At 68.8% G+C, this 24,477-nt stretch carries 23 protein-coding genes; 14 read left to right on the top strand and 9 right to left on the bottom strand.

The features are described from left to right. Position 1: 1 nt before the first annotated feature. The 3 genes from DTA15_RS29105 to DTA15_RS29095 all read left to right on the top strand — a co-directional run bounded on the left by DTA15_RS29105 (position 2) and on the right by DTA15_RS29095 (position 3,657). Complete coding sequence (locus DTA15_RS29105; protein WP_006481784.1) at positions 2 to 1,315, top strand: dihydrolipoamide acetyltransferase family protein; 1,314 nt, start codon at positions 2 to 4, stop codon at positions 1,313 to 1,315. A gap of 4 nt (positions 1,316 to 1,319) precedes the next feature. Then, the gene (gene lpdA / locus DTA15_RS29100) at positions 1,320 to 2,711 is read left to right on the top strand and encodes a dihydrolipoyl dehydrogenase (protein WP_006481751.1); all 1,392 of its coding nucleotides are present in this window, start codon (positions 1,320 to 1,322) and stop codon (positions 2,709 to 2,711) included. A gap of 316 nt (positions 2,712 to 3,027) precedes the next feature. Then, positions 3,028 to 3,657, top strand: a complete 630-nt coding sequence (locus DTA15_RS29095; RefSeq protein WP_006481785.1) for an NAD(P)H-binding protein — start codon at positions 3,028 to 3,030, stop codon at positions 3,655 to 3,657. Between the two features lie 27 nt (positions 3,658 to 3,684). Here the strand turns inward: DTA15_RS29095 and DTA15_RS29090 are convergent, their stop codons facing one another. After that, positions 3,685 to 4,602: a LysR family transcriptional regulator gene (locus DTA15_RS29090; protein WP_006481829.1), complete on the bottom strand. Its 918-nt coding sequence runs from the start codon at positions 4,600 to 4,602 to the stop codon at positions 3,685 to 3,687. Between the two features lie 128 nt (positions 4,603 to 4,730). On the opposite strand from DTA15_RS29090, the gene speB reads away from it, so the two are divergent. The 4 genes from speB (at position 4,731) to DTA15_RS29065 (ending at position 9,316) form a co-directional block, all read left to right on the top strand. Further along, positions 4,731 to 5,699, top strand: a complete 969-nt coding sequence (gene speB, locus DTA15_RS29085) for an agmatinase (RefSeq protein ID WP_006481752.1) — start codon at positions 4,731 to 4,733, stop codon at positions 5,697 to 5,699. Beyond that, positions 5,692 to 6,156 (top strand): GNAT family N-acetyltransferase, encoded by a 465-nt coding sequence (locus DTA15_RS29080; protein ID WP_006481835.1) that lies wholly within the window; start codon positions 5,692 to 5,694, stop codon positions 6,154 to 6,156. The genes speB and DTA15_RS29080 overlap by 8 nt, the downstream gene beginning before the upstream one ends. A 502-nt stretch (positions 6,157 to 6,658) precedes the next feature. Then, a complete protein-coding gene (locus tag DTA15_RS29070; RefSeq protein ID WP_006481800.1) occupies positions 6,659 to 8,089 on the top strand; it encodes a purine-cytosine permease family protein in 1,431 nt (476 codons plus the stop codon). Between the two features lie 156 nt (positions 8,090 to 8,245). Beyond that, a complete protein-coding gene (locus DTA15_RS29065) occupies positions 8,246 to 9,316 on the top strand; it encodes a porin (RefSeq protein WP_006481840.1) in 1,071 nt (356 codons plus the stop codon). A 58-nt stretch (positions 9,317 to 9,374) separates the two neighbouring features. Here the strand turns inward: DTA15_RS29065 and DTA15_RS29060 are convergent, their stop codons facing one another. Further along, positions 9,375 to 10,331: a LysR family transcriptional regulator gene (locus tag DTA15_RS29060; RefSeq protein WP_006481805.1), complete on the bottom strand. Its 957-nt coding sequence runs from the start codon at positions 10,329 to 10,331 to the stop codon at positions 9,375 to 9,377. A 190-nt stretch (positions 10,332 to 10,521) separates the two neighbouring features. On the opposite strand from DTA15_RS29060, the gene DTA15_RS29055 reads away from it, so the two are divergent. From DTA15_RS29055 to DTA15_RS29045, 3 genes are read left to right on the top strand one after another with little or no spacing between them, the layout of a single operon-like run. After that, positions 10,522 to 11,832, top strand: coding sequence for an MFS transporter (locus tag DTA15_RS29055; protein WP_006481843.1), 1,311 nt, complete (start codon positions 10,522 to 10,524; stop codon positions 11,830 to 11,832). 31 nt (positions 11,833 to 11,863) lie between these two features. Next, positions 11,864 to 13,135 carry a Zn-dependent hydrolase gene (locus DTA15_RS29050; protein WP_034178352.1) on the top strand — a complete coding sequence of 424 codons (1,272 nt, stop codon included), beginning with the start codon at positions 11,864 to 11,866 and terminating at the stop codon, positions 13,133 to 13,135. A gap of 23 nt (positions 13,136 to 13,158) precedes the next feature. Then, positions 13,159 to 14,181 (top strand): histone deacetylase family protein, encoded by a 1,023-nt coding sequence (locus tag DTA15_RS29045; RefSeq protein WP_006481821.1) that lies wholly within the window; start codon positions 13,159 to 13,161, stop codon positions 14,179 to 14,181. A gap of 106 nt (positions 14,182 to 14,287) precedes the next feature. On the opposite strand, the gene DTA15_RS29040 is transcribed toward DTA15_RS29045, so the two are convergent. After that, the gene (locus DTA15_RS29040) at positions 14,288 to 15,493 is read right to left on the bottom strand and encodes an MFS transporter (protein ID WP_006481768.1); all 1,206 of its coding nucleotides are present in this window, start codon (positions 15,491 to 15,493) and stop codon (positions 14,288 to 14,290) included. Positions 15,494 to 16,246: 753 nt separating this feature from the next. Then, positions 16,247 to 17,158 (bottom strand): LysR family transcriptional regulator, encoded by a 912-nt coding sequence (locus DTA15_RS29035; protein WP_006481804.1) that lies wholly within the window; start codon positions 17,156 to 17,158, stop codon positions 16,247 to 16,249. A 160-nt stretch (positions 17,159 to 17,318) separates the two neighbouring features. Between DTA15_RS29035 and DTA15_RS29030 the strand changes: the two genes are divergently transcribed. Further along, positions 17,319 to 18,239 carry a pyridoxal-phosphate dependent enzyme gene (locus tag DTA15_RS29030; protein WP_006481842.1) on the top strand — a complete coding sequence of 307 codons (921 nt, stop codon included), beginning with the start codon at positions 17,319 to 17,321 and terminating at the stop codon, positions 18,237 to 18,239. 249 nt (positions 18,240 to 18,488) lie between these two features. Here DTA15_RS29030 and DTA15_RS29025 read toward each other — a convergent pair whose 3' ends face one another. After that, positions 18,489 to 19,679, bottom strand: coding sequence for a DUF2242 domain-containing protein (locus tag DTA15_RS29025; protein WP_012492485.1), 1,191 nt, complete (start codon positions 19,677 to 19,679; stop codon positions 18,489 to 18,491). A 117-nt stretch (positions 19,680 to 19,796) separates the two neighbouring features. Then, complete coding sequence (locus tag DTA15_RS29020) at positions 19,797 to 20,690, bottom strand: LysR family transcriptional regulator (RefSeq protein WP_006485310.1); 894 nt, start codon at positions 20,688 to 20,690, stop codon at positions 19,797 to 19,799. Positions 20,691 to 20,799: 109 nt separating this feature from the next. On the opposite strand from DTA15_RS29020, the gene DTA15_RS29015 reads away from it, so the two are divergent. Both DTA15_RS29015 and DTA15_RS29010 read left to right on the top strand, forming a co-directional pair. Next, positions 20,800 to 21,555, top strand: coding sequence for a TerC family protein (locus tag DTA15_RS29015; protein ID WP_006485308.1), 756 nt, complete (start codon positions 20,800 to 20,802; stop codon positions 21,553 to 21,555). Between the two features lie 90 nt (positions 21,556 to 21,645). Beyond that, a complete protein-coding gene (locus tag DTA15_RS29010; protein WP_006485320.1) occupies positions 21,646 to 21,948 on the top strand; it encodes a TFIIB-type zinc ribbon-containing protein in 303 nt (100 codons plus the stop codon). A 110-nt stretch (positions 21,949 to 22,058) separates the two neighbouring features. On the opposite strand, the gene DTA15_RS29005 is transcribed toward DTA15_RS29010, so the two are convergent. Next, on the bottom strand, positions 22,059 to 22,469 hold the full coding sequence (locus tag DTA15_RS29005; RefSeq protein ID WP_006485316.1) for an Hsp20/alpha crystallin family protein: 411 nt from the start codon (positions 22,467 to 22,469) through the stop codon (positions 22,059 to 22,061). A 16-nt stretch (positions 22,470 to 22,485) separates the two neighbouring features. Then, the gene (locus DTA15_RS29000; RefSeq protein ID WP_006485305.1) at positions 22,486 to 22,923 is read right to left on the bottom strand and encodes an Hsp20/alpha crystallin family protein; all 438 of its coding nucleotides are present in this window, start codon (positions 22,921 to 22,923) and stop codon (positions 22,486 to 22,488) included. A 246-nt stretch (positions 22,924 to 23,169) separates the two neighbouring features. Between DTA15_RS29000 and DTA15_RS28995 the strand changes: the two genes are divergently transcribed. Continuing rightward, entirely contained in the window at positions 23,170 to 24,087 is a 918-nt protein-coding gene (locus DTA15_RS28995; protein WP_006485315.1) for a 3-hydroxyacyl-CoA dehydrogenase NAD-binding domain-containing protein, read from the top strand. Positions 24,088 to 24,100: 13 nt separating this feature from the next. Here DTA15_RS28995 and DTA15_RS28990 read toward each other — a convergent pair whose 3' ends face one another. Next, on the bottom strand, positions 24,101 to 24,382 hold the full coding sequence (locus tag DTA15_RS28990; protein ID WP_006485314.1) for a DUF4148 domain-containing protein: 282 nt from the start codon (positions 24,380 to 24,382) through the stop codon (positions 24,101 to 24,103). Positions 24,383 to 24,477 lie beyond the last annotated feature (95 nt).

Genomic DNA, 24,477 nt, shown 5'->3' with positions numbered 1-24,477 from the left:
GATGGGGATTCATGTCATCAAGATGCCGGATATCGGCGAAGGGATCGCCGAGGTCGAGCTGGTGGCCTGGCATGTGGAAGTCGGGCAGACGATCAAGGAAGACCAGCCGCTCGCCGACGTGATGACCGACAAGGCGGCGGTCGAGATTCCGTCGCCGGTGACGGGCAAGGTGATCGAGCTGGGCGGCCGGATCGGCGAGATGATGGCGGTCGGCAGCGAGCTGATTCGGCTGGAAGTCGAAGGCGACGGCAACCTGAAGGCCGGGGCACCGGTGCGGGAAACAAAGGTAGAAACCGCACCGGTCGCGGTGGCGGCACCGTCGAAACCGGTAACCGACGCATCGGTCGAGTCGTCTGCGCAGCCGGCGGCGCCTCGTGCACCGGCGAAACCGCGCCGCGAGGAACCGGTCGCGCAGCCGCGCGCGGCGCTGGCACCGGGCGAACGGCCGCTCGCGTCGCCGGCCGTGCGTCAGCGTGCGTGGGACATGGGCATCGAGCTGCGCTACGTGCGCGGCACCGGTGAAGCCGGGCGGATCCTGCATGCGGATCTCGATGCATATGCGCGCACCGGCGGCGGCTCGGCGCACGGGGCACAACCGCGCGGCTACGACGAACGCCACGACGAAACCGAAGTGCCGGTGATCGGCTTGCGGCGCGCGATCGCGCGCAAGATGCAGGAAGCGAAGCGCCGCATCCCGCACTTCAGCTACGTCGAGGAAATCGACGTCACCGAGCTCGAATCGTTGCGCACGGAGCTGAACCGCCGCCACGGCGACACGCGCGGCAAGCTCACGCCGCTGCCGCTGCTGATCCGCGCGATGGTGATCGCGCTGCGCGACTTCCCGCAGATCAACGCGCGGTTCGACGACGAAGCGGGCATCGTCACGCGCTACGGCGCGGTGCACATGGGCGTCGCGACGCAGACGGACGGCGGCCTCACGGTGCCCGTGCTGCGTCATGCGGAGGCGCGTGACGTGTGGTCGATCTCGGCGGAAATCGCGCGGCTTGCCGACGCGGTGCGCGCGAACCGGGCGCAGCGCGACGAGCTGAGCGGGTCGACGATCACGATCTCGAGCCTCGGCGCGCTCGGCGGCATCGTGTCGACGCCGGTGATCAATCATCCGGAGGTGGGCATCGTCGGCGTCAACCGGATCGTCGAGCGGCCGATGATTCGCGACGGCGCGATCGTCGCGCGCAAGATGATGAACCTGTCGTCGTCGTTCGATCATCGCGTCGTCGACGGCGCGGATGCGGCCGAATTCATCCAGGCCGTGCGCGCGGCGCTCGAACGCCCGGCACTGCTGTTCGTGGAGTGAGCCGATGAAGAACGAACACACCACACTGCTCGTCATCGGCGGCGGCCCGGGCGGCTACGTCGCCGCGATCCGCGCCGGCCAGCTCGGCATTCCGACCGTGCTCGTCGAACGCGACCGGCTCGGCGGCACCTGCCTGAACATCGGCTGCATTCCTTCGAAGGCGTTGATCCATGTGGCCGACGCATTCGAACAGGCGTGCGGCCATGCCGGCGAAGGCGCGCTCGGGATCCGCGTGCGCGCGCCCGAGATCGACATCGCGAAAAGCGTCGCGTGGAAGGACGGCATCGTCGACCGGCTGACGCGCGGCGTCGGCGCACTGCTCAAGAAGAGCGGCGTGCGCGTGCTGCACGGCGAAGCGCGCGTGATCGACGGCAAGACCGTCGAAGTCGTCAGCGCCGGCCACGCGGTGCGGATCGGTTGCGAACACCTGTTGCTCGCGACCGGTTCCGAACCGGTCGAATTGCCGTCGATGCCGTTCGGCGGGCACGTCGTGTCGTCCACCGACGCGCTGTCGCCCGCGACGCTGCCGAAGCGGCTGGTCGTCGTCGGGGCCGGGTATATCGGGCTCGAACTCGGGATCGTCTATCGCAAGCTCGGCGTCGACGTCAGCGTCGTCGAAGCGGCCGAGCGCGTGTTGCCTGCGTACGATGCCGAACTCGTGCGGCCGGTTGCCGATTCGCTGGCGCGGCTCGGCGTGCGGCTGTGGCTCGGCCACAAGGTGCTCGGGCTCGACAAGCATGGCGCGGTGCGCGTGCAGGCGGCCGACGGCGCCGAGCAGACGCTGCCGGCCGATCGCGTGCTGGTTGCCGTCGGCCGCCGGCCGCGCGTCGACGGCTTCGGGCTCGAGACGCTGATGCTCGATCGCAACGGCCGCGCGCTGCGGATCGACGACACATGCCGGACCTCGATGCGCAACGTCTGGGCGATCGGCGACGTCGCGGGCGAGCCGATGCTCGCGCATCGCGCGATGGCGCAGGGCGAGATGGTGGCCGAGCTGATCGCCGGCCGGCGCCGCCAGTTCATGCCCGCGGCGATTCCGGCCGTGTGCTTCACCGATCCCGAGATCGTGACGGCCGGCTGGTCGCCGGACGATGCACATGCGGCCGGCGTCGATTGTCTGAGCGCATCGTTCCCGTTCGCGGCGAACGGTCGCGCGATGACGTTGCAGGCGACCGACGGATTCGTGCGCGTCGTCGCGCGGCGCGACAATCACCTGATCGTCGGCTGGCAGGCGGTCGGGCGCGGCGTGTCGGAGCTGGCCGCGGCGTTCTCGCAGTCGCTGGAGATGGGCGCGCGGCTGGAAGACATCGGCGGCACGATCCATGCGCATCCGACGCTCGGCGAAGCGCTTCAGGAAGCGGCGTTGCGCGCGCTCGGACACGCGCTGCATGTCTGACGTGCGAGCCCGACAGGGCGCCGCCGGTGCGGGATGCGCGCATCGGCGGCGCTTGCGGCGGCGGAGGTACGTCATGTCGTTTCATTCGATCCGGAATGATGCAATGCCGACGTTCCGCATGCTCGTGCGGAACGGGCGCGACGGCATGGCGCGGCCGGGCCGTGCATCGAATCGCCCGGAACCCACCTGACAAGGCCGTAATTTTTCGAGACGAGCGGAGGGTTGTCGGCGCCGCGTTGGCCGGCGATCATGTCGATAGCCGGAAACCGGGCCGCCTCGGGCCCGCCAACGCAGGCTCCATACGGAAGAACCGGACATGAAACTGCTGCTCGTCGGCGCGACCGGGCTCGTCGGGCGCCACGTCCTCGACGTCGCGCTGGCCGATGCGCGGGTCGATCAGGTGATCGTCCTCGCGCGCCGGCCGTTGTCGCCGCATCCGAAGATGCGTGCGCTGGAAGTCGATTTCGACCAGTTGCCCGATGCGGCCGACTGGTGGCGCGCGGACGCCGTGATCTGCACGCTCGGCACCACGATGCGGGCGGCCGGCTCGCGGGCGGCCTTTCGGCGCGTCGATCACGACTATCCGCTCGCGGTCGCGCGGCGCGCGCACCGGCACGGCACGCCGACCTACGTGCTGAATTCCGCCCTCGGCGCGGACGCTGCGTCGCGCATCTTCTACAACCGTGTGAAGGGCGAGGTCGAACAGGCGCTCGCCGGTGTCGGCTTCGATTCGCTCACGTACGTGCGACCGGGCCTGATCGGCGGCAGCCGCGACGAGTTCCGGTTCGGCGAGCGGCTGTTCGTGTTCGCGCTGAGCGCCGTCGGGCCGGTGCTGCCGGCGAAATGGCGCGTGAATCCCGCGTCGCGGATTGCGCGTGCGATGCTCGACGCGGCGATCGACGCACGGCCGGGTGTGCAGGTCGTCGCGTCCGACCAGCTCGTCTGACGCCGCGCGGGCGGCGCGCCCGCCAGGCTATTCGTCCGCGTTCGCGTCGAGCGCGCCGAACTGCTCGGCGAGCGCCGCCGTGAACGCCTCCAGCGCTTCGCTCCCGTCGGAATTCCGCGGCGTCGCGAGCTGGAACTCGACCGTGTGGCTCAGCTTGCTCGCCAGCAGCCGACGCATCTTCCCGGCAGCGACCCACGGCGCCGCGACGTGGTCGGGCAGGAAGCCGACATGCGCGCCCGACAGGATGAAGATCACGTCGGCATCGACGTTTTCCGAAAACGCGGTCGGCTGCGCATTGCGCAGCGCCGCCCCCGACGTATTCGTCTTGTAGAGCCGCGCGACGTTGCTCGCGCGTGCGATGTCGTTGACCGACACGGTTTTCTTCGCGAACAGCGGATGGCGGGCGCCGCAATGCAGCGACTGGTGCTCGACGAACAGCGGCGCGTAGTGCAGGCCGGCCTGATGGCCGGAGAAATAGCCGATCGCGAGTTGCAGTTCGCCTTTCAGCAGCCGGCGCTCCAACTCGTCGGGCGGCACCGCGATCATTTCGATCAGCACGTCCGGCGCGCGCTCGCGAAAGCGGCCGACGGCCGCCGCGATCGACTCGACGACGTCCGGCGAGAGCCGCTCGGACAGGCCGATGCGCAATTCGCCAAGCAACGTGCCCGATACGTGCTGCGTGTCGCGCGTGAACACGTCCATCGCGTGCAGGAGGCGGCGCGTCGACTGCAGCACGCGTTCCCCCTTCGGCGTCAACCGGAAGCCGCTTTTGCCGCGATCGCACAGCCGGAATCCGAGCCGCGTCTCGAGCTTGGCCATGTGCGTGCTGATCGTCGACGGCGCCATGCCGAGCGTGCCCTGCGCGGCGCTGAAGCCGCCGCTTTCGACGATCGTCAGAAAGAGCCGCAGCAACTGCATATCCATGTCTCTGAGTCGGGTCAGCATGGCGATACATCGCAGTTTGTGAAGTTGGCTTATGTTAGTTCATATTTTTCGTTGCGTACCGCGGCGGCAGAATCGGGCACGAGGTCGCCGGCCGTGCGACCGTGTCCTCTTCAGACAGGAATCCGACGATGAGCCAGAACGATTTCGCGTTCACGCGCGACAGCCTCTACGGCACCCAGGCCGAACCCAGTTTCGCGGGCGCGACGAGCTTCATGCGCCGGCGTTTCAGCCGTGATCTCGACGGCGTCGACCTCGCGATCACCGGCGTGCCGTTCGATTCGGCCGCCTCGCACCGGCCCGGCACGCGGTTCGGCCCGCGCGGGTTGCGGATCGCGTCGACGGGCATCGCGTGGGAGCGCCCGTGGCCGTGGTCGTTCGATCCGTTCGACGTGCTGGCCGCGGTCGACTACGGCGATTGCGCGTTCGATCTCGGGCAGCCCGAAGCGGTGCCGGGCGCGATCGAGCGGCATGCCGATGCGATCCTCGCGCGCGGCTGCGCGATGCTGACGCTCGGCGGCGATCACTTCATCACGTATCCGCTGCTCAAGGCGCATGCGAAGGTGCACGGGCCGCTGTCGCTCGTGCATTTCGACGCACATACCGACACGTGGCCCGACCGCGACGTGAAGCGCATCGATCACGGGACGATGTTCTATCACGCGGCGCGGGAAGGGTGGGTCGTGCCCGAACGATCCGCCCAGATCGGCATTCGCACGACCAACGACGATCCGATGGGCTTCGACATCCAGGATGCGCGCCACGTGCATGGGTCGACGCCCGCCGCGGTCGCCGCGCGCATTCGCGAGCGCGTCGGCGATCACCCGGTGTACCTGACGTTCGATATCGACTGTCTCGATCCGGCGTTCGCGCCGGGCACCGGGACGCCGGTCTCGGGCGGCCTGTCGAGCCATCAGGCGTTCGAGATCCTGCGCCACCTCGACGGCATCAACCTGGTCGGCATGGACGTGGTCGAAGTGTCGCCGCCGTACGATCATGCGGAAATCACGTCGCTGGCCGGTGCGACGATCGCGCTGGAACTGATCTGCCTGTATGCGTCGCGCCGGCGGCAGAAAAAGGAAGCGTCGATCGATGGATGACCTCACCTGGCGCAAGGCCGTTCCCGGCGACGCGGCCGAATGCATCGCGCTGCGGGCGCGCACACGCGAGAATGCGTTCACCGAAGCGCAGTTGCGCGCGCTCGGCATCACCGTCGAAAGCTGGGACGACGGTATCCGCGACGGCCTGTTCTCGGGCCATGTCTGCCGCGTGCGCGGACGCATGGTCGGCTACTGCTTCGGCGACACCGGTTCCGGCGAGATCGTCGTGCTCGCGATGCTGCCCGAGTATGAAGGAGCGGGGATCGGCAAGCGGCTGCTGCGGCGCGTGATCGACGATTTCGCGGCGAACGGCTTCACGTCGCTGTTTCTCGGCTGCTCGACCGATCCGGCATCGCGTTCGTACGGGTTTTATCGCCATCTCGGCTGGATACCGACCGGGGAACTGGACGACGCGGGGGACGAGATTCTCACGTTTCAGGTCGGGCAGCGCGGTTGATCGCATGTGTGGTTCGGATCTCGGCGTCTGCCGGTCCGGACAACCGCGTGGCCAGACCAGGCACGCGCGGCATTGCAGCATACGCGCCGACGACGCGACGTCGTGACGCTGCGTGTCGACATCGAGGCCGCGCATACCGGCCGGGCTCCCTCCGCCGACGCATGACGTCTACGCCCGATCGGCGACTTTCGCCGATCGGGCTTTCATTTTTCCGACATCCGGCTTGCGGCAATACTGCGCGGGTGTACCGCGATTGCTCGGACAATTTCGAAAGTCGATCGATACCGGGTAATCACCGATATCTCGCAAGTTGTATATACAAGATCATCCGCTGGCAATGTCGGCACGCGTCGTGCCGGTTGCGCGCCAGCGTGCAGACCGTGCGTGCGTGGCGCATGCCGGCGATCCACGGCGCCCCGCACCCGCAGAGCCGAAAGAGCGGCTCGCAGCTTCCTGTCCCGTTCAAACCATATGTGGTCCTGAGTATTTTGGAGATTGACCCGTGTCAACGAATTCCAGTGGAAAAGCCGGCGGACTGATCGAGGTACGCTCGATCGACTTCATTCCCGACGCCGAGCGCCACGGCGGCCTGCTGAGCCAGTTCACGCTGTGGCTGTCGGCCAACATGCAGATCACCGCCATCGTCACGGGCGCGCTCGCGGTCGTGCTCGGCGGCGACGTGTTCTGGTCGCTGGTCGCGCTGCTGCTCGGCCAGTTCGTCGGCGGCGCGGTGATGGCGCTGCACGGCGCGCAGGGGCCGCAGCTCGGGTTGCCGCAGATGATCTCGAGCCGCGTGCAGTTCGGCGTGTACGGCGCGATGATCCCGATCGTGCTGGTGTGCCTGATGTACATCGGCTTTTCCGCCAGCGGCTCGGTGCTGGCCGGGCAGGCCGTCGCGCAACTGCTGCACGTCGACGACGCGGCCGGCATCCTGCTGTTCGCTGCCGTGATCGTCGTGCTGACCGTGTTCGGCTATCGCGCGATCCACTTCGTCGGCCGGATCGCGAGCGTGATCGGCATCGTCGCGTTCGTCTACATGTTCGCGCAGTTGTTCGCGAACCACGACATCGGCGCGCTGCTCGCGAACCGGCATTTCTCGCTGGCGAGCTTCCTGCTCGCGATGTCGCTGTCCGCGTCGTGGCAGATCGCGTTCGGCCCGTACGTGGCCGACTATTCGCGCTACCTGCCGCGCTCGACGTCGTCGGTCGCGACGTTTGTCGCGGTCGGCCTCGGCTCGGTGATCGGCGCGCAGGCGGCGATGGTGTTCGGCGTGTTCGCGGCCGCATTGGCCGGCAGCCAGTTCGCGCACCATGAGGTGTCGTACATCGTCGGCCTGGGTTCGACGGGCGCCGTGGCCGCGCTCCTGTATTTCAGCATCGCGTTCGGCAAGGTGACGGTGACGGCGCTCAACGCGTACGGCAGCTTCATGTCGATGGCGACGATCGTCAGCGGCTTTCGCGGCAAGGGCGCGGTATCGTCGAAGAGCCGCCTCGTGTACATCTTCGGGATGATCTGCGTGTCGACGCTGATCGCGCTAGCGGGCCGTCATTCATTCCTGAAGGAATTCACCGCGTTCATCCTGTTCCTGCTCGCGTTCTTCACGCCGTGGAGCGCGATCAACCTGGTCGATTACTACTGCTTCACGCGTTCGCGCTACGACGTGCCGGCGCTGTCCGATCCGGACGGCCGCTATGGCCGCTGGAACGTGATGGCCATCACGATCTACGTGGTCGGCATCCTGGTGCAACTGCCGTTCATGTCGACGCACATCTACACCGGGCCGCTCGTCGACGCGCTCGGCGGCACCGACATCTCGTGGATTCTCGGCCTCGCCGTGCCGGCCGTGCTGTATTACGTCGGTGCCCGCGCGTCGCGACGCAGCATTCCGGAACGCCTGATCCTGCCGCTCGAACGCGGCGAAGTTCACCACTGACCACACGTCTCGCGCATCGGGCCGGCAAGCCGCCGGCCTGAGCGCCGAGCCGGGCGCGGCCTGCGCCGGCTCCGTCAACACGATTCCGTATCCCGCGATACCGGAGCGGCATCACGCCGCGTCCGGCATCGCTTCAATCTCGACCTATTGAATAGTATGACTAAGAGAAATGAAGCGCACGGCAGCGGTTGCCGCGCGCGGCCGGCGCACGCCGGTCTTCGCTTCACGGTGGCGGTCGCCTGCCTCGCGGCTTCGGGTGCTGCGCTCGCGCAGGATGGCGTCACGCTGTATGGCGTGATCGACGAATTCGCGCAGGTCGTGAATACGGGCAACGGCTATACGGCGGCGATCGACTCGGGCGGGCAGTGGGGCAGCCGGTTCGGCTTGAAGGGCGGCGAGGATATCGGCGGCGGGCAGAAGATCGAGTTCGCGCTGGAAAACGGCTTCAACCCGAACGACGGCTCGCTCGCGAGTGCCGGCACGATGTTCAACCGGCAGGCGTGGGTCGGCATCGCGGGGCAGTGGGGCAAGGTGCGCGCGGGCCGGCAGAACTCGCCGCTGTTCAACGACCAGGGCGGGCAGGATGCGTTCGGCGGCGTCACGCAGGCGTCCGGCATGGACAACCTGACCGTGTTCGCCTTCCGCACGAGCAATACGCTGTCGTACCAGAGCCCGGAGATCGCCGGTTTCCAGGGCGGGCTGTACGTCGGGTTCGGCGACGCGGGCGGCGTGCGCTCGGCCGGCTCCAGCCGGCAGTTCGACCTGACCTACGAACACGGCCCGTTCGGCGCATTCGTCGCGGGGCAGTGGTTGAAGAACGCCGCGGCCACCACGACCGATCGCACGATCATGGCCGGCGCGTCGTACGCGATCGGCAAGGCCACCGTGTATGGCGGTTTTTCCGCGGTGAAGTGGGCCGACCTCGGGATCGATTCGCGCGTATACGGAGTGTCGGTCAAGTATCAGTTCAATCCTGCCAACATCATCGCGCTCGGTTATGCGTACCTGCACGACCAGTCGTCGCAAGGCAATCATGCGGACCAGCTCGGGCTGATGTACGAATACGACCTGTCGAAGCGCACGAGCTTCTACGGCGCGCTGTCGTACCTGCGCAACCGCAACCAGGCCGGCTACACGCTCGCCGGTGCGGCGAACCCCGGCCTGCCGCTCGCGTACCCGGGCGCGAATGCGCGCGGCGTGCAACTCGGCATCGTGCATCGCTTCTGACGCACGCAACGCGCCGGGCCGCGTGTGCCCGGCGCGTGCACCGGGCGCGCCCGCGCCGTCATTTGCCGAGCCGCTCCGCGAGCGAGTAGCGCTGCATGCAGCGCTCCATCGCGTCGAGAAACGCGTGCTCGGCCGCATTCATCTTGCGGTCGCGATGCCACAGCAGGAACACGTCGACGTCGACGAGCCCGTCGTCGGGCGGCAGCCGCCACAGCCGTTGCTGCGCGATGTCGTCGCGCACGATGTGCTCGGGCAGGCAGCCGATCCCGTAGCCCGCGAAGATCAGCCGCCGCACTTCCTCCAGGCTCGGCGACGACGCGACGATGCGCCCCGTGAAACCCTTCTGGTCGCGGAACACGGTGAGTGGCGACAGGCTGTCGCCGATCTGGTCGCTCGTGAACGACACGAAATTCTCCGCGAGCAGGTCGTCCATCCGTAACTGTGTCTGCCCGAACAACCGGTGATGGCGGCCGCAGTAGATCGCATAGCGCTGGCGCAGGAAGCAGCGCATTTCCAGCTTGTCGTGCGGCGTGCGGCACAGGCCGAGCCCGGCTGTGGCCGTCTTCTGCAGCAGCGACGACAGGATGTCCGACGAACGCATCACCTCGATCTGCAGGTCGATACGCGGATACGCGCGATGGAAATCCGCGAGGAACTCGTCGTAGACGGGCGATTCGATGCGGCTCACCGTCAGCAGCCGGATCGAACCGGTCAGATCGGCCGTGCTGTCGTCGATTTCGGTTTCGAGGCGCGAGATGCCGCCGTAGATGTCGCTCGCGATCCGGTACACGGCCTCGCCCGCCGGCGTCGGCGCGAAGTGCGCGCCGCGCCGCTCGATCAGCCGGCGCTCGAGCGTCTCCTCGAGCCGCCGCAACGCCTGGCTCACGGCCGGCTGCGTGACGTGCAGGCGGGCGGCCGCGCGGCTCACGCTGCGCTCCTGCATGATCACCAGGTAAGTGCGCAGCAGGTTCCAGTCGAGACGGTCGTTCAGGAACGGGGCGAGGTCGGGGCGCATCGGGTCTCCGGACGGGCGGGGGGTAAGTCATTAGTTGAATTTATACGGTGAATAATAACTTGAAATTTGACTAATGATTTGCGGTCACCGATAAAGGAGGGGCGCCGCAGCGTGCGGCGCGAGGCCGCGACAGACGGCCGTCATCACGATATTGCGCGTCGCCCCGCCGCGGCGCGCGTCAGGAGCCCGCATGACCCAGTCCCTTCCTTCCGCCCGCCAGCCGGGACGCGCCGCGACGGCCGCGTTCATCGGCACGATGATCGAGTGGTACGACTTCTACATCTACGCGACCGCCGCCGCGCTCGTGTTCGGCGAACTGTATTTCCCGTCGCATGACCGCTTCGTCAGCACGATGGCGTCGTTCGCGACGTTCGCGGTCGGTTTCTTCGCGCGTCCGCTCGGCGGCGTGATCTTCGGCCATCTCGGCGACCGCATCGGCCGCAAGAAGGCGCTGATGACGACGCTGATGATGATGGGCGTCGCGACCGTGTGCGTCGGGCTGCTGCCCGATTATTCGAAGGTCGGCATCCTCGCGCCGGTGTTGCTCGTCGCGCTGCGCGTCGTGCAGGGGATCGCGGTCGGCGGCGAATGGGGCGGCGCGGTGCTGATGGCGGGCGAGCATGCGCCGCAGGGGCGCCGCACGTTTTTCGCGTCGTTCGCGCAGCTCGGCAGTCCGGCCGGGTTGATCCTGTCGTTGATCGCGTTCCGCGCGGTCACGTCGATGGACAAGGCCGATTTCCTCGCATGGGGCTGGCGCCTGCCGTTTCTCGCGAGTTCGGTGCTGCTCGTGGTCGGCATCCTGATCCGGCTCGGCGTGAACGAGTCGCCGGAATTCGCGCGGGTGAAGGAAGCCAACCGCACGGTGAAGCTGCCGGTCGCGGAAGTGTTCCGTTCCGCGTCGGGGCTCGTGCTGCTCTGCATCGGCGCGAACACGATCGGCATCGCGGGCGTCTATTTCACGAACACGTTCATGATCGCGTACACGACGCAGTACGTCGGCGTCTCGCGTTCGCTGATCCTCGACAGCCTGTTCGCGGTCGCGATCATCCAGTTCTTCGCGCAGCCGCTCGCGGCCTGGATCGCCGAGCGTATCGGCGGCGCGCGCTTCCTCAAGCTCGCGGCGCTGCTCGCGATGCTGTCGCCGTATCCGATGTTCATGCTCGTGCAGGGCGGCACGTCCGCGTCGCTGGTCGCCGGCATCGCGCTCGCCGTGGTGTGCATGGCGGGCTTCTATTCGGTGATCGCGGGCTTCGTCAGCGACGTGTTTCCCGCGCACGTGCGTTATTCGGCGATCTCGCTCGCCTATCAGATTTGCGGCGCGATCGCGGGTGGCCTGACGCCGCTCGTCGGCACGTGGCTCGCGCATCGCTTCGCGGGCCAGTGGTGGCCGCTCGCGGTGTTCTACACGTGTCTCGCCGGCATTTCGCTGCTCTGCATCGTCGCGCTCGATGCGCGCCGCGCCGCGCAGCCGGCTGCCGCCGAAGCGCTCGGCTCGCATTGACCCTCAACGAACGAATTGATCCGGAATGCATATGAACGATCTGCTGGAAATCGACGGCGCCCGCCTGTGGCAGAGCCTGGCCGACATGGCGCGCGTCGGCGCGACGCCGCGCGGCGGCGTGCGGCGTCTCGCCCTCACCGATGACGACCGGCGCGGGCGCGACCTGTTCGCGCAATGGTGCCGCGACGCGGGGATGACGGTGAGCGTCGACACGGTCGGCAACCTGTTCGCCCGGCGTGACGGCGCTGATGCGCACGCCGCGCCGGTGCTGATCGGCAGCCATCTCGACACGCAGCCCGAAGGCGGCCGCTTCGACGGCGTCTATGGCGTGCTCGCCGCGCTCGAACTCGTGCGCACGCTGAACGACGCCGGCATCGGGACCGACAAGCCGCTCGAGATCGTGTCGTGGACCAACGAGGAAGGGGCGCGCTTCGCGCCCGCGATGCTCGGTTCGGCGGTGTTCACGGGCGCGTTGCCGCTCGACGACGCGCTCGCGAAGCAGGACGCCGACGGCGTCACGCTCGGCGCGGCGCTCGACGCGTGCGGCTATCGCGGCACGCGTGCGACGGGCGGTGCGGTCGACGCGTATTTCGAGGCGCATATCGAACAGGGCCCCGTGCTCGAGGCGAACGGCACGACGATCGGCATCGTCACGGGCGGCCAGGCGATCCGCTGGCTCGACGTGACGGTGACGGGCGTGGCCGCGCACGCGGGCACGACGCCGATGCCGTATCGCAAGGACGCGTATTTCGCGAGCGCGCAGATCGCGCTCGAACTCGAACGGATCGTCGCCGCTTATGCGCCGCGCGGGCTCGCGACGATCGGCCAGGTCGGCATCCGCAATGCGTCGCGCAACACGATTGCCGGCGACCTGACGTTCACGGTCGACCTGCGTCATCACGACGATGCGGAAGTCGATGCGATGGAGCGCGACCTGCGCGACGCCTGCGCACGCGTCGCCGCCGCGCGCGGCGTGCAGGTGGCGGTCGAAAACTGCTGGCGCAGCCCGGCGACGCCGTTCGACCGCGCTTGCGTCGGGCTGGTCGCGCAGGCGGCGGCCGCATTCGGCTACACGCACGAACGGATCGTGAGCGGCGCCGGCCACGACGCGATCCTGCTCGCACGCCGCTTCCCGACCGCGATGGTGTTCATTCCGTGCGTCGACGGCCTGTCGCACAACGAAGCCGAGGATGCGTTGCCCGACGACGTGACGCGCGGCACGAACGTGCTGCTCCATGCGGTGCTGGCGCGGGCCGGCATCGCGGCGCGCGTCGACGCGGCGGCTGCCGCGCACGGCGCCTGATCCGGCGAATCGACGAGGACCCCATGAAAACCTATTTCCATCCCGAACAACTGCTGCACCATCCGCGCAGCTACCTGTCGCGCGGCCAGATGCGCGAACCGCAGGAAGTGCCCGAGCGCGCGGCGCGGCTCGTCGCGGCCGTCCGGTCGCTCGACTTCGACGTGCGCGAGCCGGCCGACCGCGGCACCGCGCCGATCGCGGCCGTGCACGACATGAACTACCTGCGCTTTCTCGAGGACGCGCACCGCGACTGGAAGCAGATGCCCGACGACTGGGGCGACGAAGTGATGTCGAACGTGTTCGTGCGCGATCCGAACCCGCTGCGCGGCGTGCTCGCGAAAGCCGCGCGTTATCTCGCCGACGGCAGTTGCCCGGTGGGCGCGAACACGTGGCGCGCGGCGTACTGGTCCGCGCAGGGCGCGCTGGCGGCCGCGGCCGACGTCAACGACGGCGCCCGCGAAGCCTATGCGCTGTGCCGGCCGCCCGGCCATCATGCGCGCCGCGACGCGGCGGGCGGCTTCTGCTACCTGAACAACGCGGCGATTGCCGCGCAGGCGCTGCTCGGCCGCCATCGCCGCGTCGCGATCCTCGATACCGACATGCATCACGGGCAGGGCGTGCAGGAGATTTTCTACGGCCGCGACGATGTGCTGTACGTGTCGATCCACGGCGACCCGACCAACTTCTACCCGGTCGTCGCCGGTTACGAGGAAGAGACGGGGGCGGGCGCCGGCGACGGCTTCAACCTCAACCTGCCGATGCCGCACGGCGCGCCGGAGTCGGCGTTCTTCGAGCGGCTCGACGACGCGCTGCGCGCGCTCGACCGGTTCCAGCCCGATGCGCTCGTGCTCGCGCTCGGCTTCGACATCTACAAGGACGACCCGCAGTCGCAGGTGGCGGTCACGACCGACGGGTTCGGGCGGCTCGGCGGTGCGATCGGCGCGCTCGGGTTGCCGACGGTGATCGTGCAGGAGGGCGGTTATCACCTCGCGAGTCTCGACGCGAACGCGCGCGCGTTTTTCGGCGGGTTTGCCGCGGGGCGCTGACTGAACCGTCGGAACCGGATTGCACGCTGAAAATGACAACGGCCGCATTGCGCGGCCGTAAAAATGCATGCGGAACGAGCCCGGGCAGTCCGGGCGTTGCGTGCCCTTATGAATTCGCGGTGGCCGGCGAGCGGCGGCGCTGCGTGACCTGCAGCATCACGAGTGCGAGCCCGGCGGCGGCGATCAGCGCGCCGACGAGCGGCACCGCCGCGTAGCCGAACCCGACCGAAATCGCCGCCCCGCCGGCGGCGGCGCCGACCGCGTTGCCGAGGTTGAACGCGCCGATGTTGACGGCCGACGCGAGGCCCGGCGCTTCGTGGGCCGCGCGCATCACGCGCATCTGCAGCGGCGGCACGACCGCGAACGTCGCGATCCCCCAGACCAGCAGCGTGACGCCGGCGCCCGCATGGGTGGTGGCGAGCAGCGGGAACGCGGCCATCGTCGCGATCAGCAGCAACAGGAAGCCGATCAGCGTGCCGTCGAGCGAGCGGTCGGCCAGACGGCCGCCCGCGATGTTGCCGATCGAGAAGCCGACGCCGATCAGCACCAGCATCGCGGTCACGAAGCCGGGCGTCGCGCCCGTCAGGTGTTCGAGCGTCGGTGCGACGTACGTATAGAGCGTGAACATCGCGCCGGCGCCGAGCACCGTCGTCCCGAGCGCGCCGAGCACGACCGGGCGCGTCAGCACGGACAGCTCGGCACGCAGGTCGGGCATCTTGCCGGCTTCACCCTTCGGCAGCGCGGCGAACAGGCCGGCGATCGCGATCAGGCCAAGGCCGGCAGTCGCCGCGAACGACATGCGCCAGCCGATGATCTGGCCGAGCCAGGTCGCGGCCGGCACGCCGCCGACGTTCGCGATCGTCAGGCCCATGAACATCGTCGCGACCGCGCTGGCCTGCTTTTCGCGCGGCACGAGGCTCGCCGCGACCACCGAGCCGAGCCCGAAGAACGCGCCGTGGTTGAGGCTCGTCACGAGGCGGGCGAGCAGCAGCGTCGTGTAGTCCGGTGCGACGGCCGACAGCAGGTTGCCGATCGTGAAGATCGACATCAGCGCGATCAGCGCGGAGCGGCGCGACCAGCGCGCGAGCAGCAGCGTCATCAGCGGCGCGCCGACCATCACGCCGATCGCATACGCGCTGATCAGCATGCCGGCTTGCGGAATCGATACGTGCACGCCGTCGGCGATCACGGGCAGCAGGCCCATCGGCGAGAACTCGGTCGTGCCGATGCCGAACGCGCCGGCGGCGAGCGCCAGCAGCGGCAGCGTGGCGCTGCCGCCGGGGCGGGACGGAGAGGAAGTCGTGGTGTTCACGCAGTGGGCTCCTTGTAAGCGGGGAACAACGGCACGAAGCCATTGAGGACAGCGCGAAGTGTGCCTGCATTACTTTTGCGGAAAAAGCCGCATCCGGACGAAATTATCTTGATTTCATGTCAACAATGCAGCGGCGGCGCGATGCGCGTGGCGTGACGCGTGCGCAAGGCTTCGGCGGGATAGGTGAACGGCGGGGATTTTCCGAAATACATTCGTCAAGCATGAGACGCGATTTCCGGACAGGCAGCGGTGGCTCGCGGCGCTTCGTCGTCGCCGGGCGAATTGGCCTGCGCGACGCTCGGGAAGTCGTCCGGCGGCTGGGGCGGCGACATGCGGCTGCGTGGTCGGCACGCATGGCTTCGAGATAGAGGATGGCGTGCAGCCCGCGTCGCGAAATGGCCGGAAACGCTTCGCTACAACGCGCATCGACAAAAAAGCCCCGACCACAGGGGGACCATGGCCGGGGCGGAAACGCGTCCTCTCTTTGGCACGAGGGTTGGATGCGCGCGCAGTATATTTCGGGCCATGACGATTCGAACCGGTGTTAAACGGCCGTTTTTGGTGTCAATTTGAAGATTGCGATGTCGTCGCATCGGCTGTCGGCGTCCTGAAAGATTTTTCGATGACACGGCGGTGTCATTCCGTATGCAAAAGCATCGAAACCGACGAGATCGCGGAGCGGATTTTCCGTACGTCGCGTTTGGCGGCGCCAGTCGCATCGACCGATTCTGCGCCGCTGCGTCCGGCCCGCGTTCAGCCCGGTTCGCCGGCCGCATCGCGGACCGCCGCGAGAAACCGCGCGACGACGGGCGACGGCGCCGCCGCCGCGCCGTCGAACACGAACTCGATGTCGAAGCGGCTCGCAAGCTCGTCGAGCGCGACGAGCCGGACCGTGCGCGGGCAAGTCGGCGACGCGCTTTCCGGCACGAACGCGCAGCCCATGCCGGCCGCGACGAGGCCGATCAGCGTCGGGATGTCGCTGCCGACCTGCGCGATGCGCGGCGTGAAGCCGGCCTGCTGGCACTGCGTCATCAGGAACCGGTGGTGCGCGGCGGAGCGCTGCGCATCGAACCACACGAACGGGGCGTCGGCGACATCGGCCAGCGTACGCGGCGCGACGAAGCGGCCGCCCGGCGGCGCGGGCATCGCGAGCACGAAGCGGTCGCTCAGCAGCCGCACACCCGTCAGGTGCGGCGCTTCCTCGCGACGCCACGCCATGATCCCGGCGTCGAGCTGACCGCGCATCAGCGCGCTCGCCTGTTCGGCCGACAGCATCGGCGCGATCGACAGTTTCACGTCCGGGCACGCATCGCGAAACGTCTTGAGGACGTTCGCGACGATCGGCAACGGCAGGCAGTTCGGCAGCGCGCCGAGCCGCAGTTCGCCGAGCTGGCCGGCCGCGCTGCGTAACGCGCGTTCGCGGCTGTCCTGCAGCATGGCGAGCAGGCCGGTCGCATCCTGCAGGAAGCTCGTGCCGGCCGCCGTGAGCGTGACGCCGGTCGCGCGACGGATCAGCAGCGGCGTGCCGATCGCATCCTCGAGCTCGCGGATCTGCCGCGACAGCGCGGGCTGCACGATGCCGGCCGCGCGGGCGCCGGCCATCACGCTGCCGGCCTGGGCGACGGCGACGAAGTAGCGCAGGTGACGCAGTTCGATCTGGCGCATGTGGTGTCGGTGCGGTCGGGTAGATATGCCTGTGAAGCATAGCAGACACCATTCGATGGTATTGGAAAGCATGACCGGCCTGCCGTACGATGACCTTCGTTGCTCCCGCGCTTCGTCGCGCGCCGCATGCGTTTCCTTCTTTCCCACTGCGTTCCGTCCCATGCCGCTTCATATCCCGACCCCCTATATCCGTTCGCACATCGCGTCCCGCCGGCTCGGCAAAACCATCCGGCTGAAGCTCGATGCGTTGCAGCCGTCGGGCTCGTTCAAGCTGCGCGGCATCGGCGCCGTCTGCGAGGCGCGTCATGCAGACGGCGCCCGGCGGTTCGTGTCGTCGTCGGGCGGGAACGCGGGCATCGCGGTCGCGTATTGCGGCCGCGAGCTCGGCGTACCGGTGCGCGTCGTCGTACCGGAAAGCGCGTCGGCCCGGGCGCGCGAACTGATCCGCGTCGAAGGCGCGGAACTCGTCGTGCACGGGGCAAGCTGGGCCGAGGCGAATGCGTTCGCGCAGTCGACGCTCGACGAGCACGACGCGTTCGTGCATCCGTTCGACGACCGCGTGCTGTGGCAGGGGCACGCGACGATGATCGACGAGATGGCGGCCGTCGGCCCGAAGCCCGACGCGATCGTGCTCGCGGTCGGCGGCGGCGGTCTGCTGTGCGGCGTGCTGGAAGGGCTGGTGCGCAACGGCTGGCACGACGTGCCCGTCGTCGCGGCTGAAACGGCAGGCGCCGACTGCTATGCGCGCTCGGTCGCGCAGGGGCGTCCAGTCGAATTGGCGGCCATCGCGAGCATCGCGACGTCGTTGGGCGCGAAGCGGCCGTGTGACGCGGCGGTCGAATGGGCGACGCGCCACGCGATCCATCCGGTCGTCGTGTCCGATGCCGACGCGGTGGCCGCATCGCTGCGGTTTGTCGATGAACACCGGATCGTCGTCGAGCCCGCGTGCGGCGCGGCGTTGGCCGCGCTGGAGCGGCCGGTGCCGGTGCTTGCGTCGGCGTCCGACCTCGCCGTGATCGTCTGCGGCGGCGTGACCGCGACCGTCGAGCATCTGCAGACGCTGCGCGCGACGTTGCGGTAGGCGGGGGCGCCGGCAAGCAATGCAGTCGCGAGACGGCGGGGCGCCCGAGATTTCGCGTTTGGTGGCTGCGGGTTTGGGCGCGCGTGGTCAACCGCGACGCGTAGACGTTGCGTGCCCGTCAATCTCGCGCGGCCACGTGTCGGCCCGCGCACGGCTGGATAGGCGGGAACGGCTTCCGGGAAGGATGCGGCGGGGACGTACCGGCGCGCTCCGCCGCCTATGGGCAGGCGCGACGGTTGGGGCGCGTAGTCAGTTCGCGGCGGGTGCGCTCGCGCCGGACGGTGTGGACGATGCGACCGGGTTGGTGGCAGCCGGCGCAGGCGATGTGCTCGATGGTGCCGGTGCGGACGCGGAGGCGGGTGCCGATGCCGCCGACGAAGGCGCGGGCGCAGTCGATGACGAAGTGGCGGTGGCCGGTGGTGCGGCCGGACCCGCGGCAGACGCGGGCGCGGAAACCGGCGCGGCCGTCGAGCCGGAGGTCGACGATGGTGCCGGCGCGGTGGCCGGACCCGAAGGCGGCACGGGCGCCGAAGCCGGTGCCGCAGCCGACGCGGGAGCCGGAGCCGGAGCCGATACAGGTGCAGAGCCCGTAGCCGAAGCCGGCGCAGGTGCGGAAGCCGCCGCAGGCGCCACACCCGAGGCCGGCACCGGCCCGGACGCCGCCGGCGCGGCAGCGCGCATCGCCGCCGGCACCGCGACGGCCGATGCCGCGGCCGGCACGGCATTCGCGCCCGACCCGGGCGTGACACCCGGCACCGAAAGCGGCACCGGCGCCGCGGGCGGCGTCGGCACGACCGGCGTCGTCATTTTCATCGGTTCGCCTTGCGGCGTCGGCGCGGGTTCGGGCAGCGGCGCGACGGGCTCCTTCTCGGCGGCCTTCACGGTCGCGCGGTCGCGCCGCGCCGGGTCGATCTTCAGGAAATGCTCGACGAGATTGAAGAACCGCTCGTAGAACACGCCGGCGGGAATCGTCTCGCTGGCGGTCTTGACGAGCGCATCGTCGCTCGAGCCGATCGGCAGCGACAGCGAGCCGAACACGCTGAGGCCGACGCTGGCCGACGTATTCGACTTCTTCAGCGTGTAGCGGTCCTGCACCGCGTTCACGTACGCGATGCTCGACGAGCCGTCCGCGTTCGCGTCCGCGCACACGACGTGAAACTCGATCACGACGTGCATGTCGTTGCTCGGCTGGAAATTCTTGCTGCCGTCGACCGCGTCGTTGCGCGACGACGACACCACGTAGCCCTGGCTCAGCAGCGCGCGCCGCGCGGCCTCGCAGGCCGCGTCGGATTTCGAGTGGAACGTATGCGCATACGGGCTGCTCGTCGCGTCGAACTGTTCCTGCTGGTAGATCGGCTTGGGCGGCGACGAGCATGCCGCCAGCACGGTCGCGGCCGCGAGCGCGCACGAAACGGAAAACAGGCGAAATCGGTTGTGCATGGCGTCTTTCAGAAGGCTCGGCGAGAGGCGGCGCAAGGGCGGTGCCTGGATGGCGCGCGCGTGCACATCTCGTATGGCCGGGGCGACATTATAGTTTCGTTTGATGTCGCGCTCGCTTCAGCCGGCCGGCGCGCCGCGCGCCGCGGCCAGCAATTGCGCCGTCAGCGGATGGTGTTCGCCGCGCCGGGAGCGGATCGCGTGGATCTCCTCGGTCACGTCGCCCGCGCGCCCGAGCCGCCTGAGCCCGCGCAGCAGCGACGCATCGTTCGCGCCGAGTTCGCTCAGCGCAAACACGCCGAGGCCGCGCGCCGCGAACACGGCCATCAGCGCGCTGTCCTCGAACTCGCCGGCCACGCGCGGCATGATCCGCTCGCTTTCCAGCCACCCGTCGAGGCGCGCGCGCAACGCGGAATGCGCGGTCGGCAGCAGCACGGGCAGCTCGGCCAGGCACTGCGGAAAGCGCTGCCGCGCGGCCGGCGTGACGAGTGCCGCGGGCCCGTACCAGTCGACTGGCGACGCCACGAGCCGCTCGCTCGTCACGCGCAGGTTCGACCCGGACGGCGCGCCCTGGCCGGCCAGCACGAGATCCAGATGATGCAGCGCGAGCTCCGCGAGCAGCGCGTCGTGCTCGCCTTCGTGGCACAGCAGCCGCAGCGTCGGCGTATCGAGCACCGGGGCCAGGAGCGCGTGCGCGGCGAGCTTGGAGATGCCGTCCGCGAGGCCGACCGCGAGCCGCACGGTCGGCTGGCTGGCCGCCGCGCGCACGTCGTCGGGAATCAGCCGGCCCATCTCGAAGATGACTTCCGCGCGCGCGAACGCGGCCTGCCCGGCGTCGGTCATCGCCACGCCGCGCCCGGCCGGGCGCAACAACTGGTGCCCGAGCGATTTCTCCAGCTCGCGCACCTGCGCGCTGATCGTCTGCACGGCCATGTCCAGCCGGGCGGCGGCGCGTGCGAAGCCGCCTTCCTTCACGACGACCCAGAAATAGTACAGATGTCGAAAATTCAGCATCGCAGCGGGATATATCGGAAAAACCGAACCTGAAATCAGATTCTCTCTGATTTTTTCGAAGTGTGGGGCGGCATATCATCAGGCTTTCCACTTTCGTATCGGCCCTCCCATGGACTACCTGCTGACGCTTGCCACCGACCCCGCCGTCTGGGCCGCGCTCCTGACGCTCGTCGTGATGGAAGTCGTGCTCGGCATCGACAACCTGATCTTCATCTCGATCCTCAGCAACAAGCTGCCCGAAGCGCAGCGCGCACGCACGCAGCGCCTCGGCATCGGGCTCGCGCTGGTGATGCGCCTGGCGCTGCTGGGCAGCGTCGCGTGGATCGCGAGCCTGACCGAACCCGTGTTCACGCTGTTCGACCATGCGTTCTCGTGGCGCGACATGATCCTGCTGTCGGGCGGCCTGTTCCTCGTGTGGAAGGCGACCACCGAAATCCATCACCACGTGTCGCACGACGGCGACGCCGCGGGCGGGGCGGCCGGCGCGGCCGGCCTGACGGTGTGGGCCGCGATCGGCCAGATCGTGATGCTCGACATCGTGTTCTCGATCGACAGCATCGTGACCGCGATCGGCATGACCGAGCACGTTCCGATCATGTTCGTCGCCGTGATCGTCGCCGTGACCGTGATGCTGTTCGCCGCGCAGCCGCTCGCGCGCTTCATCGACCGCAACCCGACGATCGTGATGCTCGCGCTGTCGTTCCTGGTCGTGATCGGCATGACGCTGATCGCCGAAGGGTTCGGGTCGCACGTGCCGAAGGGCTACATCTATGCGGCGATGGCGTTCTCGGCGTTCGTCGAGGGCATGAACATGCTGGCGCGGCGCGCGAAGGCGAAGCGGGCGGCGCACGCGGCACGCGACTGAGCCGGCGCGCGTGACGCCGGCCGCTGCGGCGGCCGGTTCGCGCGCCTCATACGGAATCCGGATGAAATTCGCACGGAAAGGAGAAGCGCGATGAAATGTCCTGTCTGCAAGACGCCCGACCTGCTGATGGCCGAGCGCCAGTCGATCGAGATCGACTACTGTCCGACCTGCCGCGGCGTGTGGCTCGATCGCGGCGAACTCGACAAGCTGATCGCCCGGGAAACCGGCGACGCGCCGGTACGTCGCGACGCCGCGCCCGCACAACACGATACGCATGCGCAGCGCGGCCGTGACGATGGCTGGGGGCGCGATGGTCGCTCGTACGACGAGCGTGACCGGCATGACGGCCGGCGTCGGAAGAAGTCGGTGTTCGACCTGTTCGATTTCGATTGAAGCGGGCGTCCGCGCGCGCGAACGCGTGCGGCCCGATGCAAGAAAGCCCCGCCGGCAGCGCGCCGGACGGGGCTTTTTCATGCGCGTCGCGTCAGGACACGCATCGGCACTTACGCGTTGCCGGCCGTCACGTCGATGCGGCGCGGACGCGTTTGCTCGCGGCGCGGGATCGTCAGCGTCAGCACGCCGTCGCGCAGGTTCGCGTCGATCCGCGACGTGTCGAGGTCGGCGCTCAGCACGAAGGATCGCGCATAGCGCGTCGCGCGCACTTCCGCATGTCGCACGCGCAGGTCGGCCGGTGTGTCGATGTGCGTCGTGGCTTCGATCGTCAGCGTCGTGTCGTGCACCTTCACGTCGAGATTCTCGCGCGGCACGCCCGGCAGGTCGGCGCGCAGCGTGACGCCGCGTTGATCCTCGACGATGTCGACGGACGGGATGATCGCGGGCCGGCGCGCGGCTTCGGCAGCCGCGGGGTGAACGGTGTCGGTTTGGCGTTCGGCCAGGGTCGGGTTCGTGTTCATGTCGATATCCTGAAGATTACTGAATGGTGATCGCGCGCGGCTTCGCCGCTTCGCGCCGGCCGACGCGAATCAGCAGGCAGCCGTTTTCATAGCGGGCGCTGACCTGGTCGGGGTCCGCGTCGCGCGGCAGTTCGACCACACGGCGGAACGCGCCGTGAAAGCGCTCCTGCGCATACGTGCGCACGTCGTCGCCTTCGCGCGGCGCCGGCTTGCGTTCGCCGCTGATCGTCAGCAGATCCTTGTCGATCGACACGTCGAAGTCGGCCGCGGCCATGCCGGGCGCGAACGCGACGATCTCGATCGCGTCGTCGGTGGCGCCGACGTTGAGCGCGGGAAACGCGCCGGGGCGCACCGCGCGGATGCCGGACGGGCGTTCGCCGAGCAGGCTCGCCATCTGCCGCTGCACGCGGGCGAATTCGTCGAACAGATCGTGGCCGAAATGGATACCGCTCATGTTGGTCCTCCTGAACAGGGAACGCGGGAGACGTGACGGCGCGACGCCTGCGGCGGGCGCGACGGGTGGCTCCACTGGGTCGATACGGGGGCGGTGCGTGGTAGTCGGCACTGCCCGACGACGCTTAATTAGTGGCCGCCGTCGCGCATTTCAAGAGGGCATCCGCAATCGGCGTCGACGCAGGTGAGCGGGATTCGATGCGACAATCGCTGCGGCATATCTGCAGACCAACGACACGGGACAACCATGGACATTCGACGTATCGCGATCGTCGGCGCCGGCGTGATCGGCGCGAGCTGGACCGCTTTCTACCTGACGCAGGGTTTCGACGTCGTCGTGACCGACCCGGCGCCGCAAGCCGACGCGCGGCTGCGCGACGCGCTGGCCGCGTTCCTCGGCGAGCGGGCCGCCGAACTTGCCGCGCGGCTGTCGTTCGACGCCGATCTCGTGCGGGCGCTCGACGGCGTCGACTTCGTGCAGGAGAACGGCCCCGAGCGACTCGACCTGAAGCGTGCGCTCTATCGCCAGATGGACGACGTGCTGCCCGCGCACGTGCCGATCGCGTCGAGCTCGTCGGGCCTGAAGATGTCCGACATCCAGACCGCGTGCGCGAAGCATCCGGAACGCTGCCTGATCGCGCATCCGTTCAATCCGCCGCATCTGATCCCGCTCGTCGAGCTGGTCGGCGGCGATGCGACCGGCCAGGACGTGATCGCGCGCGTGAAGCAGTTCTACGATGCGCTCGGCAAGCAGACCATCGTCCTCAACAAGGAGATGACGGGCCACGTCGCGAACCGGCTCGCGGCCGCGCTGTTCCGCGAGGTGTATCACCTCGTCGGCGAAGGCGTCGTGAGCGTCGCCGATGCGGACAAGGCCGTCGCGTGGGGCCCCGGCCTGCGCTGGGGGCTGATGGGGCAGTGCCTGACCTATCACCTCGGCGGCGGCGCGGGCGGGATCGCGCACTTCCTCGAACACCTGTCGGGGCCGATCACGAGCTGGTGGGACGACCTCGGCACGCCGTCGTTCGATCCGGAGGTCGATCGCAAGCTGAACGACGAGCTGCGCGCGATCCAGGGCGAGCGCTCGATGCAGGAACTGGCGGCGGAGCGCGACCGGTTGCTCGTCGAACTGATCGACGCGCGGCGCCGCAGCTTCCTGCCCTGATCCGGCGCGCCGGCTATTGCTGCGACGTCGATTGCGGAGCGGGCGGCGTCTGCGCCAGCCAGCCGGGGTTCGTGGCCTGCACGAGTTCGCGGTTGCGCGCGCGGGTCGCGGCGTTCGGCGGGTAGTTGCCGTCGTTCGTCGGCAGTTCGCCGTCGAGATAGGCCTGCTTGAGCTGGTCGATGACTTCCGCGCGCGTCAGGCCCGGTGCGGGGGCCGCCGCATCGGTCTGGGCAAAGGCGGGGGACAGCAGCGCGGCTGCAGCGGTCGCGACGGCGAATCGCAGGACGTTCTTCATGGCGGGCTCCGATCAAGGGGACGGGTACCGGTGGCGCGCGGCGCGATACCGTGCGTTCCGATGGGGCCCATTGTCGCGAGCGGGTGCTGCGCGGA

This window comes from Burkholderia cenocepacia (genome assembly GCF_900446215.1).
Taxonomy (GTDB): domain Bacteria; phylum Pseudomonadota; class Gammaproteobacteria; order Burkholderiales; family Burkholderiaceae; genus Burkholderia; species Burkholderia cenocepacia.
This window is presented reverse-complemented; position numbering and strand designations above follow the sequence as displayed.

What these genes read in the sequence shown, in the direction of transcription:
- DTA15_RS29035 (WP_006481804.1), bottom strand. Translation starts at nt 17,158, where the DNA reads ATGCGCCAGATCGAACTGCGTCACCTGCGCTACTTCGTCGCCGTCGCC.
- DTA15_RS29055 (WP_006481843.1), top strand. Translation starts at nt 10,522, where the DNA reads ATGACCCAGTCCCTTCCTTCCGCCCGCCAGCCGGGACGCGCCGCGACG.
- DTA15_RS29045 (WP_006481821.1), top strand. Translation starts at nt 13,159, where the DNA reads ATGAAAACCTATTTCCATCCCGAACAACTGCTGCACCATCCGCGCAGC.
- DTA15_RS29015 (WP_006485308.1), top strand. Translation starts at nt 20,800, where the DNA reads ATGGACTACCTGCTGACGCTTGCCACCGACCCCGCCGTCTGGGCCGCG.
- DTA15_RS29060 (WP_006481805.1), bottom strand. Translation starts at nt 10,331, where the DNA reads ATGCGCCCCGACCTCGCCCCGTTCCTGAACGACCGTCTCGACTGGAAC.
- DTA15_RS29020 (WP_006485310.1), bottom strand. Translation starts at nt 20,690, where the DNA reads ATGCTGAATTTTCGACATCTGTACTATTTCTGGGTCGTCGTGAAGGAA.
- DTA15_RS29000 (WP_006485305.1), bottom strand. Translation starts at nt 22,923, where the DNA reads ATGAGCGGTATCCATTTCGGCCACGATCTGTTCGACGAATTCGCCCGC.
- DTA15_RS29105 (WP_006481784.1), top strand. Translation starts at nt 2, where the DNA reads ATGGGGATTCATGTCATCAAGATGCCGGATATCGGCGAAGGGATCGCC.
- DTA15_RS29080 (WP_006481835.1), top strand. Translation starts at nt 5,692, where the DNA reads ATGGATGACCTCACCTGGCGCAAGGCCGTTCCCGGCGACGCGGCCGAA.
- speB (WP_006481752.1), top strand. Translation starts at nt 4,731, where the DNA reads ATGAGCCAGAACGATTTCGCGTTCACGCGCGACAGCCTCTACGGCACC.
- DTA15_RS28995 (WP_006485315.1), top strand. Translation starts at nt 23,170, where the DNA reads ATGGACATTCGACGTATCGCGATCGTCGGCGCCGGCGTGATCGGCGCG.
- DTA15_RS29010 (WP_006485320.1), top strand. Translation starts at nt 21,646, where the DNA reads ATGAAATGTCCTGTCTGCAAGACGCCCGACCTGCTGATGGCCGAGCGC.
- DTA15_RS29090 (WP_006481829.1), bottom strand. Translation starts at nt 4,602, where the DNA reads ATGCTGACCCGACTCAGAGACATGGATATGCAGTTGCTGCGGCTCTTT.
- DTA15_RS29030 (WP_006481842.1), top strand. Translation starts at nt 17,319, where the DNA reads ATGCCGCTTCATATCCCGACCCCCTATATCCGTTCGCACATCGCGTCC.
- DTA15_RS29095 (WP_006481785.1), top strand. Translation starts at nt 3,028, where the DNA reads ATGAAACTGCTGCTCGTCGGCGCGACCGGGCTCGTCGGGCGCCACGTC.
- DTA15_RS28990 (WP_006485314.1), bottom strand. Translation starts at nt 24,382, where the DNA reads ATGAAGAACGTCCTGCGATTCGCCGTCGCGACCGCTGCAGCCGCGCTG.
- DTA15_RS29025 (WP_012492485.1), bottom strand. Translation starts at nt 19,679, where the DNA reads ATGCACAACCGATTTCGCCTGTTTTCCGTTTCGTGCGCGCTCGCGGCC.
- lpdA (WP_006481751.1), top strand. Translation starts at nt 1,320, where the DNA reads ATGAAGAACGAACACACCACACTGCTCGTCATCGGCGGCGGCCCGGGC.
- DTA15_RS29050 (WP_034178352.1), top strand. Translation starts at nt 11,864, where the DNA reads ATGAACGATCTGCTGGAAATCGACGGCGCCCGCCTGTGGCAGAGCCTG.
- DTA15_RS29065 (WP_006481840.1), top strand. Translation starts at nt 8,246, where the DNA reads ATGACTAAGAGAAATGAAGCGCACGGCAGCGGTTGCCGCGCGCGGCCG.
- DTA15_RS29005 (WP_006485316.1), bottom strand. Translation starts at nt 22,469, where the DNA reads ATGAACACGAACCCGACCCTGGCCGAACGCCAAACCGACACCGTTCAC.